Annotated in this window: 11 protein-coding genes; 8 read left to right on the forward strand and 3 right to left on the reverse strand. The window is 63.7% G+C overall.

What is annotated here, in order from left to right; genetic code table 11:
* Positions 1–16 precede the first annotated feature (16 nt).
* The 7 genes from EOD07_RS00280 to EOD07_RS00310 all read left to right on the forward strand — a co-directional run bounded on the left by EOD07_RS00280 (position 17) and on the right by EOD07_RS00310 (position 6976).
* Entirely contained in the window at positions 17–2329 is a 2313-nt protein-coding gene (locus EOD07_RS00280; RefSeq protein ID WP_127233461.1) for an EAL domain-containing protein, read from the forward strand.
* Positions 2330–2474: 145 nt separating this feature from the next.
* Entirely contained in the window at positions 2475–3254 is a 780-nt protein-coding gene (locus EOD07_RS00285; RefSeq protein ID WP_127233462.1) for a hypothetical protein, read from the forward strand.
* 86 nt (positions 3255–3340) lie between these two features.
* Positions 3341–3490, forward strand: a complete 150-nt coding sequence (locus EOD07_RS00290) for a DUF3096 domain-containing protein (protein ID WP_023729728.1) — start codon at positions 3341–3343, stop codon at positions 3488–3490.
* A gap of 148 nt (positions 3491–3638) precedes the next feature.
* Positions 3639–3863 carry an aa3-type cytochrome c oxidase subunit IV gene (locus EOD07_RS00295; protein ID WP_040988895.1) on the forward strand — a complete coding sequence of 75 codons (225 nt, stop codon included), beginning with the start codon at positions 3639–3641 and terminating at the stop codon, positions 3861–3863.
* 86 nt (positions 3864–3949) lie between these two features.
* Entirely contained in the window at positions 3950–5152 is a 1203-nt protein-coding gene (locus tag EOD07_RS00300) for a Re/Si-specific NAD(P)(+) transhydrogenase subunit alpha (RefSeq protein WP_127233463.1), read from the forward strand.
* Complete coding sequence (locus EOD07_RS00305; protein ID WP_041007232.1) at positions 5152–5577, forward strand: proton-translocating transhydrogenase family protein; 426 nt, start codon at positions 5152–5154, stop codon at positions 5575–5577. The genes EOD07_RS00300 and EOD07_RS00305 overlap by 1 nt, the downstream gene beginning before the upstream one ends.
* A 1-nt stretch (position 5578) precedes the next feature.
* A complete protein-coding gene (locus EOD07_RS00310; protein WP_127233464.1) occupies positions 5579–6976 on the forward strand; it encodes an NAD(P)(+) transhydrogenase (Re/Si-specific) subunit beta in 1398 nt (465 codons plus the stop codon).
* Between the two features lie 78 nt (positions 6977–7054).
* Here EOD07_RS00310 and gyrB read toward each other — a convergent pair whose 3' ends face one another.
* The 3 genes from gyrB to EOD07_RS37485 form a co-directional block, all read right to left on the reverse strand.
* Positions 7055–9526, reverse strand: a complete 2472-nt coding sequence (gyrB, locus tag EOD07_RS00315; RefSeq protein ID WP_127233465.1) for a DNA topoisomerase (ATP-hydrolyzing) subunit B — start codon at positions 9524–9526, stop codon at positions 7055–7057.
* A 240-nt stretch (positions 9527–9766) separates the two neighbouring features.
* Entirely contained in the window at positions 9767–10339 is a 573-nt protein-coding gene (locus tag EOD07_RS00320) for an NADPH-dependent FMN reductase (protein ID WP_127233466.1), read from the reverse strand.
* 64 nt (positions 10340–10403) lie between these two features.
* On the reverse strand, positions 10404–10607 hold the full coding sequence (locus EOD07_RS37485) for a hypothetical protein (protein WP_164771990.1): 204 nt from the start codon (positions 10605–10607) through the stop codon (positions 10404–10406).
* Here EOD07_RS37485 and EOD07_RS00325 point away from each other — a divergent pair.
* Positions 10522–11844 (forward strand): cytochrome P450 (locus tag EOD07_RS00325; protein WP_164771992.1); only part of this gene is annotated, 1323 nt, incomplete at its 3' end. The two genes, EOD07_RS37485 and EOD07_RS00325, sit on opposite strands and share 86 nt — an antisense overlap.

Below are 11844 nucleotides of genomic sequence, written 5' to 3' on the forward strand. Positions count from 1 at the left end.
TGATTGGGATTCGGGCGTGAAACTGAGAAAAAAGAGCGAGATCCCGGTCGACGTCTACATCCCGTTCGTGGAAACCCTGTTTCGCGACGGTCTGACGCTTTCCATAGGATTCTTCGCGCAGACCTTGCTGGTCGTCCTGGTCTACTGGAAGACCAAGGATCCAACCTACATAGCTGTTGCAGCTGGATTTCTGACAGTTGCGTTCCTGCGCCTGCGCAACATCAGAAAGTACCGCCACGCGCCGTCACCAAGGAACTGGGAGGAGGCGCGTCGCCGCGAGAATGATTACATTCTCTACGGTTCCATGCACGGATTTATGCTGGGTGCCTTTTGCTTTGTCGGCATCTATCTGGCGCACGACAATTTCGCCGAAATCGCCGCCGTTTGTGTGACGCTGGCCTCCGCCACATCAATCGCCGGCCGCAATTACGGCTCGCCCAGAATGGTGATGATCTTCATCATGACCATGACTTGGCCGATCTCACTGGGCTTCATCTTGCGCGGCGACCCCTACCATTTCATCCTCGGCCTTTTGTCGGCGCCGTTCCTGTTTGCAATAAAGCGCTTCGCGGACCTCGTCCGCGAGGTGCTCTTTGCGGCATTGTCGGAAGAGAAGAAGGCCAACCGTCTTGCCCAGCGCTTCAACCGGGCACTCAACACCATGTCGCATGGCCTTGTCATGCTCGGCCCAGACGGACGCGTCGCGGTCGCCAATGCCGAAGCCGCCCATTTGATGTCGCTGAAATCGGCCGACTCGCTGCTCGGCCGGTCGATCCACGGTCTTCTGATGCGCGGCGTTGCCGGAGGCATGCTGGCGCCGAAAGACTGCCGCTATATCGAGGCGCAGCTGACGCGCGCCTTGCGCGAGGGCCGCGACCGCAAGGTGCTCGTTTCCCTCGCCAATGGCCAGCACTACGAATTCTCCGCCCGCGAAGGCAGCCAGGAACTGGGCGTCATCACCTTCGAGGATGTGACGGCGCGCGTCGAGGCGGAGGAAAAGATCCGCTTCATGGCGCGCTACGACAATTTGACCGGCCTGCCGAACCGCGCCTATTTCCACGAACTGGTTGGTGAGGCGATGACCTCCGGGAACCGCGATCGGCTCTGCGGCCTCGCGGTGCTCGATCTCGACGACTTCAAGAGCGTCAACGACACGCTCGGGCATCCGGTCGGCGACGGGCTGATCTATGCCGTGGCCGAGCGCCTCGCCGCGATCGCCGGACCCGGCATCACCGTCAGCCGCTTCGGCGGCGACGAATTCATGATCTTCTTCGATCGCGTCGAGGACGAAAGCCATCTCGGTACCCTGCTCGACCAGATATTCGCGGACCTGCAGGGCGAAGTAGACGTCGCCGGCCACGGCTTGCGCATCCAGGCCAGTGGCGGCGCGGTGCTTTCCCGGGTCAAGGATACCGACGCGGACGCCATGATCGTCAAGGCTGACCTTGCCCTCTACAAGGCCAAGGAGCTCGGCAAGAACAGCTGGCGGCTGTTCGAGGCGGCCATGGATGCCGCCTTCCGCAATCGCCAACTGATGAAGGCGGATCTGCGCAACGCGGTGCAAGCCAGGGAGTTGCGCGTCGTCTACCAGCCGATTGTGGCTGTCAGCACCATGCGCATCGCCAGTTGCGAGGCGCTCTGCCGTTGGGATCATCCCGATCTCGGCCCGATCTCACCCAGTGTCTTCATTCCGCTCGCCGAGGAGATGGGCATCATCTCCGAGATTAGCACTTTCGTGCTGCGGGCGGCTTGCGCCGAATGCGCCAAATGGCCGGCCAAGACCAGCGTGTCGGTCAACCTGTCGGCCAAGGATTTCCGGAACCGTGACGTGGTCCAGAAGGTGCGCGAAGCGCTAGCGGCATCGGGCCTTGCGCCGGGACGCCTCGAAATCGAGGTCACCGAGACCGCGCTGCTCGATGACAAGTCGCTGACAAGGCAATACCTGGAGGAATTGAAGCAACTCGGCGTGCGCATAGCGCTTGACGACTTCGGCACCGGCTATTCGAGCCTCAGCTATCTTCACAAGCTGCCACTCGACAAGATCAAGATCGACCGCTCGTTCCTCATAGACGTCACCCAGAACAGCCGCTCTCTGGAGCTGTTGCGAGGCATCATCAATATGTCCCGGCCACTTGGCTTGTCCGTGACTGTCGAAGGCGTCGAGACCTTTGAGCAACTCAAGATCCTGGCGCTGGAGGTCAACCCGGATCTGGTGCAGGGCTTCTTGTTCGGTTCGGCGTTGACGGCCTCCGGTATCGAGACGATGTCAAACACCGTCTGGCCTTTTGCCGAGGATATCAGGACAGCGAAGAAGGCGGGGCGGCGCTAAGTTCTGCCCATGACGTGCGGCTTTTTAGTACAATTTTACCAATTATTAACCTTAACGCTCGGTAAACAGCCTCGATCCGATTTTCATCTTTACATCTGGTCGCCCTGACGTACGGTTGCGGTGCGGCTGGTTACGAGGTTAGTAAATGAGTGCGCGGTTGATGGCGCTTCGTCAAAGGGCGGGCGCGGGTGGAGTAGATGCGTCCGACCACGCGTCGAACTTCGCTCGCCACGTATACGAAATGCTGGAGCGCACCGAATATCGCCGTTGCGACAAGGGCGAAGATCTCGAGGATATCTACAGGCTACGCTACAAGTCCTATCGCCTGAGCGATATGGTCCCGGAAAATCCCAGCCACATCGTCCATGACGATCTTGACGAAGCGGCCAATTGCTCCAAGTTTGGCATCTACATCGACGGCACGTTGGTCAGCACGCTGCGTATACATCACGCCTGCAGCGCTACGCCACAGTCACCATCGACGACCGTCTACGGCGACATATTGCGTCCGATGCTGGCGGCGGGTGCGCATTTCGTCGATCCGAGCCGTTTCGCGGCTGATCCGGAGTGGTCGCGTGTTTATCCGCTGATTCCTTATCTGACGCTGAGGCTCGCCGGCATGGCATGCTTCTATTTTGAAGCGCCCTATTGTCTTTCGACCATTCGGCCTGAGCACGCCGGCTTTTACCGCCGCATCTATTGCTCTGAGCAGATCGGTGAGCTGCGCGATTATCCGGGGCTGAACTACCAGGTAGTGCTCTATCGCGCCAATGTCGCGGCCATCCGCGAGCGGTCTTTCTCGCGCTTCCCCTTCTTCCGCTCCACGCCGATGGAGCAGCGCATGCTGTTCGAGGTGCCTAATGCCGGGGAGCTTGCGCCGCTGACCATACTGCCGACGGCCAAATACTATCACGAGGCGGCCTGACGCTTCGCGTGGCCGGCGGAGCTTTTTCACGCCATTCGCGTTGAGGTGGTCGAACAACCTTGGAACAACGCGAAGAGGATCCCCGCATGACCATCCACTCGCTCGCGCTGACGCCGCTGATCTCGCTGATCGCCGGGGTGCTGATCCTGGTGATGCCGCGGCTCCTCAACTACATCGTCGCGCTTTACCTGATCGTCGTCGGCCTGCTCGGCCTTTTTCCCCATCTCGCCGGCTGAAATCCCCCTCGCGGCGCGGACGAAGGCATGGCGTTCAATTTCAACTTTCGTTTGAGGCTGTTGTCGCAGGCCGTGCGGCAATAGCGCCATTGCTCTTGGTTCGGCTTTTCGCTATGTGCCTCACAGGCATTTTCGAAGGGGTACTTCCATGGCTGATCACTCGCCGACCGGTCCTGTCGAGCTTGGCGCGCAGATGGACTATGCCGAGCACGACCGTACCTACAAGGCTTTCCTCGGCCTTGCCAAATACGGCTCGCTGGTGTGTGCCGCCATTCTTATTGCGATGGCCTTCGGCTTCTTCGTCGGCGGCTTCTTCTCGGGGACCATCCTGTTCATCTTGATCATGGCCGTCGGCGCCCTCATTCTGCGGTAGATTTCCCAAGCCAATTGCACTTGACGTCACCGGACGTCCCGGCTGACGCTTTGCGCAATCAAGGTTCCAGCCGAAAGGATCATCCGGTGGGACAAATCGTATTCATCCCTCGTGAGGTTGACCCGAACGAGCCGCGCGTCGCGGCCTCGCCGGAGACGGTCAAACGTCTGGCGGGTCTAGGCTTCGACGTGATCGTCGAGAAGGGCGCCGGCCTCGGCTCCCGCATCCCCGACCAGGATTTCACCGCTGCCGGCGGCGCGATCGGGACGGCGGCCGACGCCAAAAAGGCCGATGTCGTGCTGAAAGTGCGCCGTCCGACGGATGCCGAGCTGAAGGGCTACAAGTCGGGCGCCGCCGTCATCGCCATCATGGATCCCTACGGCAACGACGCCGCGGTGGCCGCGATGGCCAAGGCCGGCATCACCGCCTTTTCCATGGAGTTCATGCCGCGTATCACCCGCGCGCAGGTGATGGACGTGCTGTCTAGCCAAGCCAACCTTGCCGGCTACCAGGCGGTGATCGACGCGGCGGGCGAATATGACCGCGCGCTGCCGATGATGATGACCGCCGCGGGCACGGTGCCGGCCGCCAAGACCTTCATCATGGGCGTCGGCGTCGCCGGCCTGCAGGCGATCGCCACGGCGCGTCGCCTCGGCGCGATCGTCACCGCCACCGACGTGCGTCCGGCGGTGAAAGAGCAGGTGCAGTCGCTCGGCGCCAAGTTCCTGGCGGTCGAGGACGAGGAGTTCAAGGCCGCCGAGACGGCCGGCGGCTACGCCAAGGAAATGTCGAAGGAATATCAGGCCAAGCAGGCGGCGCTGACGGCCGAGCACATCGCCAAGCAGGACATCGTCATCACCACCGCGCTGATCCCCGGCCGCCCGGCGCCGAAGCTGGTGTCGGCGGCCATGGTCGCCTCGATGAAGCCGGGTTCGGTGATCGTCGACCTTGCGGTCGAGCGCGGCGGCAACGTCGAAGGCGCGGTGCCCGGAAAGGTCGTGACGACCGAGAACGGCGTCAAGATCGTCGGCCATCTCAACGTGCCTGGTCGTGTCGCTGCATCCGCCTCGCTGCTCTATGCCAAGAACCTCTACGCCTTCCTCGAGACCATGGTCGACAAGGCGACGAAGACGCTTGCCATCAAGCGCGACGACGAACTGGTCAAGGCGACGATGCTGACCGATGCTGGCCAAGTCGTGCATCCTGCCTTCGCCAAGGCGGCGCAAGAGCCGCGCACCGAGCCGGCGGCAAAGAAGAAGTCCGCAGCCAAGCCTAAGGGGACCGCGTGATGGACGCCTTGCAGAAAGCTCTCGATCAGCTCGATCAGGCGACCGCCGCCGTGCGGCTCGCGGTGCAGGATCTCGCCAACAACGCGCCGGGCGCGGCCGATGCCGCAAGCGGCGCGGCGCACGCGCTTTCGGGCGGAGCCGTCGATCCCTTCGTCTTCCGCTTCGCCATCTTCGTGCTGGCGATCTTCGTCGGCTATTATGTCGTGTGGTCGGTGACGCCGGCGCTGCACACGCCGCTGATGGCCGTCACCAACGCAATCTCTTCCGTCATCGTCGTCGGCGCGCTGCTTGCCGTCGGCATCGCCGCTTCCGGCCTTGCGGCGGGCTTCGGCTTCGTCGCCCTGGTGCTGGTCTCGGTCAATATCTTCGGCGGCTTCCTGGTCACCCAGCGCATGCTGGCCATGTACAAGAAGAAGGACAAGTGACGTGACCGTCAATCTCGCTTCCTTCCTCTATCTCGTCTCCGGCATCCTGTTCATCCTGGCGCTGCGCGGCCTGTCGCATCCGACCACCAGCCGCCAGGGCAATCTCTACGGCATGATCGGCATGGGCATCGCCATTGCCACCACGCTGGCGCTGGCGCTCCCGTCGGCCGGCCGCTTCGGCCTGATCGTGCTCGGTCTCGCCATCGGCGGCGGCATCGGCGCGGTCACCGCGCGCCGCATCGCCATGACCTCGATGCCGCAACTGGTCGCCGCCTTCCATTCGCTCGTCGGCTTCGCCGCGGTCATGGTCGCGGCCGCCGCCATCTACGCACCCGAAAGCTTCGGCATCGGCACGGCGGGCGATATCCACGCCCAGGCGCTGGTCGAGATGAGCCTTGGCGTCGCCATCGGCGCCATCACCTTCACCGGCTCGGTCATCGCCTTCCTCAAGCTCGACGGCCGCATGTCCGGCAAGCCGATCATGATCGGCGGCCGCCACCTCATCAACATCGTGCTCGGCATCGCCCTGGTGGTGCTGATCGTGCTGCTCGTGACCACTGAGTCCAAGCTTATCTTCTGGCTGATCGTCGCCGCCTCGCTGGTGCTCGGCGTGCTGCTCATCATCCCGATCGGCGGCGCCGACATGCCGGTCGTGGTGTCGATGCTGAATTCCTATTCGGGCTGGGCGGCGGCGGCGCTTGGCTTCACGCTCGGCAATCTGGCGCTGATCATCACCGGCGCGCTGGTCGGCTCGTCCGGCGCGATCCTGTCCTACATCATGTGCAAGGGCATGAACCGCTCCTTCATCTCGGTCATCCTTGGCGGCTTCGGCGGCGAGACGGCCGCGGCAAGCGACGACGGCATCGAGCGCACCGTCAAGCAGGGTTCGGCCGACGACGCCGCTTACCTGATGATGAACGCGCAGAAGGTCATCATCGTGCCCGGCTACGGCATGGCCGTCGCCCAGGCGCAGCATGCGCTGCGCGAGATGGCCGACAAGCTCAAGGCCAACGGCGTCGAGGTGAAATATGCCATCCATCCGGTCGCCGGCCGCATGCCCGGCCACATGAACGTGCTCTTGGCCGAGGCCAACGTGCCTTACGACGAGGTGTTCGAGCTCGAGGACATCAACTCGGAATTCGCGCAGGCCGACGTCGCTTATGTCATCGGCGCCAACGACGTCACCAACCCGTCCGCCCGCGACGACAAGTCCTCGCCGATCTACGGCATGCCGATCCTCGACGTCGACAAGGCTCGCACCTGCCTCTTCGTCAAGCGCTCGCTCGGCTCCGGCTATGCCGGCATCGACAACACGCTGTTCTACAAGGACGGCACGATGATGCTGCTCGGCGACGCCAAGAAGATGACCGAGGAAATCGTCAAGGCCATGGACCACTGATCCAGCCGCAGTTCCTGCAATAAAAAAGCCCGCTCGATGCGGGCTTTTTTATTGCGAAAACTGTCGGCCAGGCCGCGCTCAGATGTCCAGATTGGCCACCGACAGCGCATTGTCCTGGATGAACTCGCGGCGCGGCTCCACTTCGTCACCCATCAGCCGCGAGAACAGCGAATCCGCGTCGGTCGCGTCGTTGACCTTGACCTGCAGCAGCGAGCGCACATTCGGGTCCAGCGTGGTTTCCCACAGCTGCTCGGCATTCATCTCGCCGAGGCCCTTGTAGCGCTGCATGGTGAGGCCCTTGCGGCCGGAAGCGAACACCGCGTTGAGCAGCGCCAACGGCCCCGAAAGCAGCTCCGAGGCCTCCTTGCGGCGCAAGCTGGGCTGTTCGCCATAGACTTCCGAAAGCCGCGGCGCATAGCGGTCGAGCTGGCGCGCATCGGCCGAATTGATCAATCCGGCATCGAGCTGCACCACATCCTTCACGCCGCGCACGGTGCGCTCGAAGACATAGCCGCCCGAGCCGTCATTGGAGGTCGAAAGCCGTCCGGTCCAGCCGCGCTCGGTCTCCTCGGCGATCATGTCCAGCCGCTTCGCGACACGCTCGGCCATCGCGGTGGCGCGGCCGAGATCGGCGAGCACGTCGGCGTTGAGCGCGCCGGCGATTGCGGCCTGTTCGACGACGTCGCGGTTGTAGCGCGTATGCAGCCCGTTGATCAGCTGGCGCACCGCCAGCGCGTCGTCGACGGAGGCGCGCAGGTCCTGCCCGGCTCGCACCTCGCCGGAGGCAAGCACCAGCGAGGCCTCGTCCAGTCCGGACTCGATCAGGTATTCCTCGTAGGCGCTCTCGTCCTTGAGATATTGCGAGCTCTTGCCCCGCGTCACCTTATAGAGCGGCGGCTGGGCGATGTAGAGGTGGCCGCGCTCGATCAGCTCCGGCATCTGCCGGAAGAAGAAGGTGAGCAGCAGCGTGCGGATGTGGGCGCCGTCGACGTCGGCGTCGGTCATCAGGATGATCTTGTGGTAGCGCAGCTTGTCGGCGTTGAACTCGTCCTTGCCGATCGAGGTGCCGAGCGCGGTGATCAGCGTGCCGATCATGTCGGAGGAGAGCATGCGGTCGAAGCGGGCGCGCTCCACGTTCAGGATCTTGCCCCGCAGCGGCAGGATCGCCTGGTTCTGGCGCGAGCGCCCGCCCTTGGCCGAGCCACCGGCCGAGTCACCCTCGACGATGAAGATTTCCGACTTCGCCGGATCGCGCTCCTGGCAGTCCGCGAGCTTGCCGGGCAGCGAGGTGACGCCGAGCGTGCTCTTGCGCGTGATGTCGCGCGCCTTGCGCGCGGCCTCGCGCGCGGCGGCCGCCTGGATCACCTTCTCGACCACGACCCTGCCTTCGCTCGGATGCTCTTCGAGCCAGGTGCCGAGCGCCTCGTTGACCAGGCTCTCCACGACCGGGCGAACCTCGGAGGAAACCAGCTTGTCCTTGGTCTGCGAGGAGAATTTCGGGTCCGGCACCTTGACCGAGAGCACCGCGGTCAGGCCCTCGCGGCAATCGTCGCCGGTCAGCGAGACCTTTTCCTTCTTGGTCTGGCCCGACGATTCGCCGTAGCCGGTGATCTGCCTGGTCAGCGCCGCGCGGAAGCCCGCCAGATGCGTGCCGCCGTCGCGTTGCGGGATGTTGTTGGTGAAGGCCAGGACATTCTCGTGGTAGCTGTCGTTCCACCACATCGCGACTTCGACGGTGATGCCGTCGCGCTCGGCGCGGATGGCGATCGGCGCCTCGATCAGCGGCTTCTTCACCCGGTCGAGATATTTGACGAACTCTTCGAGGCCGCCGTCATAGTGCAACTCATGGCGCACGAGGTCGGCATGGCGCGCATCGGTCAAAATGATGCGCACGCCGGAGTTGAGGAAGGCGAGCTCGCGCAGCCGGTGCTCCAGCGTGTTGTAGTCGAACTCGACCATGGTGAAGGTCTCGGCCGAGGGGAAGAAGGTGATCTCACTGCCGCTGCGGCCTTCATTGGTGCCCGGGCGCTTGTCCTGCACATAGGTGCCGGTGACCTTAAGCGGCGCGTCGGCATTGCCATGTGTGAAGCTCATCTCGAAGATTTCGCCATTGCGGCGGATCTTGAGCTTGAGCCAGGCGGAAAGCGCGTTGACCACAGAGACGCCGACGCCGTGCAGGCCGCCGGAGACCTTGTAGGAATTCTGGTCGAATTTGCCGCCGGCATGCAGCTGCGTCATGATCACTTCGGCCGCCGACACGCCCTCTGAGGGGTGGATATCGGTCGGAATCCCGCGGCCATTGTCGATGACGGTGACGGAACCGTCGGGGTTGAGCGTCACCGAGACGAGGTCGGCGTGGCCCGCCAGCGCCTCGTCGATGGCGTTGTCCACCACCTCATAGACCATGTGATGCAGGCCCGAGCCGTCATCGGTGTCGCCGATATACATGCCTGGACGCTTGCGCACGGCATCCAACCCCTTCAAAACCTTGATGGAATCGGCGCCGTATTCGGCTCCCGCGCCATTGGCGCTTTCGGTCTGGTCGCTCATGAATACCTGTCTGATTGATGTCTATGGTCCGGCGCGGAAAAATGGCCCCGAATCGCGCCGTTTTGATGTCCTAGATATAGGCGCAAACGGCTGCTTTTCCAAGGTTTGCGGCCATTTTGCCGGCTTGGCGAGCGGTCTTTCCCTGCCTCGCGCGAACATGGCAGGCGGCGTCCTCCCGCAAGGGCCTGTCGAGGCGCGAAAACACGCCGAAGCGCGGCTTCGCTACGCTGAGGAATGTGCCTATCCGGCGGCGCGCAACGCCTTCAGCGCTTCGCTCCAGCGGGACAGCTCGTCGAGCATGGTTCTGGCGCCGCCCTGCACCTGCTCGCTCGGATGATAGGCGCGCTTCTCATCGAGAAGGCTCGCATAGGCCGGAAGCGCCACCCCCTCCGGGATCGGCATGACGCCGACGGAGGTGAGCAGCGGCTTCAGCGCTTGCGCCGCGCGCAGGCCGCCGGACACGCCGCCATAGCTGAAGATCGCAGCTGGCTTGTAACGCCATTCATGCATCAGGTAGTCGATGGCGTTCACGATCGCGGGCGCCACGAAGTAGTTATACTCCGGGGCGACGAACACGAAGGCGTCGGCGGCATCGATCGCCTTCGACCAGGCCTTGGTGTGGTCGTTCTCGTATTTGCGCAGGCGCGGATGGTGCGGCTCGTCGAGCATCGGCAGGTTGAACGCCGCGATGTCCGTCAGCACCGGCTCGAACTTGCCGTGCTCGCGCGCGAAGCCTTCCAGCCATTCGCCGAAAATCGGCCCGGCGCGTCCTGGCCGCGTGCTGCCGATGATGATGTCCAGACGATGCTTCACGGGGAACTCCTTGCTTGGCGGTATCCATTGGTGACTAACGTAAGGTTCCGCCGGCAACAAGCAGCTACCGGCTGATGTCGGTCACATTCCGGCGAGATGTGGCGACCGTGCGCTGCCGTTCGGTCACATGGACGCCGGTCTTGTCGGTCACTACATTCGGCTCTGACAGCGGAGCATGCTTCATGGACACCAAGCCCGCCCCCTTCGTGCCGCCGGCGCCGACGCCGCGCACAAAGCCGCCTTCGACGTTGGAGATGATGCGCATCATCTACCGCAACCCGCTCGAACTGTGGGGCGAGCATACCTACAACGAGCCTTGGATTTCGGTGACCGGCGTGGGCGGGCCGCTGGTGGTCGCCAACGATCCCGGCCTTATCCGCCATGTGCTGATCGACAACGCCAGAAACTACAAGATGGCGACCGTGCGCCAGTTGGTGCTGCGGCCGATCCTGCGCGACGGGCTGCTGACCGCCGAGGGCGAGGTTTGGAAGCGCTCGCGCAAGGCGATGGCGCCGGTGTTCACGCCGCGCCACATCTTCGGTTTCGCCGGACCGATGCTGAAGCGCACGCTGGAATTCGTCACCCGCTACGAGGCCGGCGGCCAGACCGATGTCGCCCATGATATGACGCTGCTCACCTATGACATCCTCGCCGAGACGCTGTTTTCCGGCGAGATCGCCGGCGAGCCGGGCAGCTTCGCCCGGGAGATCGACCGCCTGTTCGAGACCATGGGCCGCGTCGACCCGCTCGACCTGCTGCGCGCGCCGGAATGGCTGCCGCGCTTCACCCGCATCCGCGGCCGCAAGACCATGGCCTATTTCCGCGACATCGTCGCCGGCACGGTGAGGATGCGCGAAGAGCGGATGAAGCGCGATCCGGGTGGCGTGCCGCAGGACTTCCTCACGCTTCTGCTGCGCGCAGAGGGGCCGGACGGGTTGACCCGCGCCGAAGTCGAGGACAACATCATCACCTTCATCGGCGCCGGCCACGAGACGACCGCGCGGGCGCTGGGCTGGACCATCTATTGCCTGGCCGAAGCGCCCTGGGAGCGCGACAAGGTCGAGCGGGAGATCGACGCCGTGCTGGCGCGCGAGCCCGATCCGACGAAGTGGCTGGATGCCATGCCGCTCACCCGCGCCGCTTTCGAGGAGGCGCTGCGGCTCTACCCACCGGCGCCCTCGATCAATCGCGAGCCGATCGAGCCGGAGACCTGGAACGGTCTCTACATTCCGAAATACGCCGCCGTGCTTGTGATGCCCTGGGTCGTGCATCGCCACCGCAAGCTATGGGACAGGCCGGACGCTTTCCTGCCCGAACGCTTCCATCCGGAAAACCGCGACAGGATCGACCGCTTCCAGTACCTGCCCTTCGGCGCCGGCCCGCGTGTCTGCATCGGCGCCAGCTTCGCCATGCAGGAGGCGATCATCGCGCTGGCGATCCTGTTGTCGCGCTTCCGCTTCGACGCGACGTCCCAGACCCGGCCATGGCCGGTGCAGAAGCTCACC

The organism is Mesorhizobium sp. M2C.T.Ca.TU.002.02.1.1, assembly GCF_003997225.1.

Excerpts from the sequence above, each read along its gene's own strand:
- EOD07_RS00285 (WP_127233462.1), top strand. The coding sequence starts at position 2,475 with ATGAGTGCGCGGTTGATGGCGCTTCGTCAAAGGGCGGGCGCGGGTGGA.
- EOD07_RS00290 (WP_023729728.1), top strand. The coding sequence starts at position 3,341 with ATGACCATCCACTCGCTCGCGCTGACGCCGCTGATCTCGCTGATCGCC.
- EOD07_RS00295 (WP_040988895.1), top strand. The coding sequence starts at position 3,639 with ATGGCTGATCACTCGCCGACCGGTCCTGTCGAGCTTGGCGCGCAGATG.
- EOD07_RS00305 (WP_041007232.1), top strand. The coding sequence starts at position 5,152 with ATGGACGCCTTGCAGAAAGCTCTCGATCAGCTCGATCAGGCGACCGCC.
- gyrB (WP_127233465.1), bottom strand. The coding sequence starts at position 9,526 with ATGAGCGACCAGACCGAAAGCGCCAATGGCGCGGGAGCCGAATACGGC.
- EOD07_RS37485 (WP_164771990.1), bottom strand. The coding sequence starts at position 10,607 with ATGATGCGCATCATCTCCAACGTCGAAGGCGGCTTTGTGCGCGGCGTC.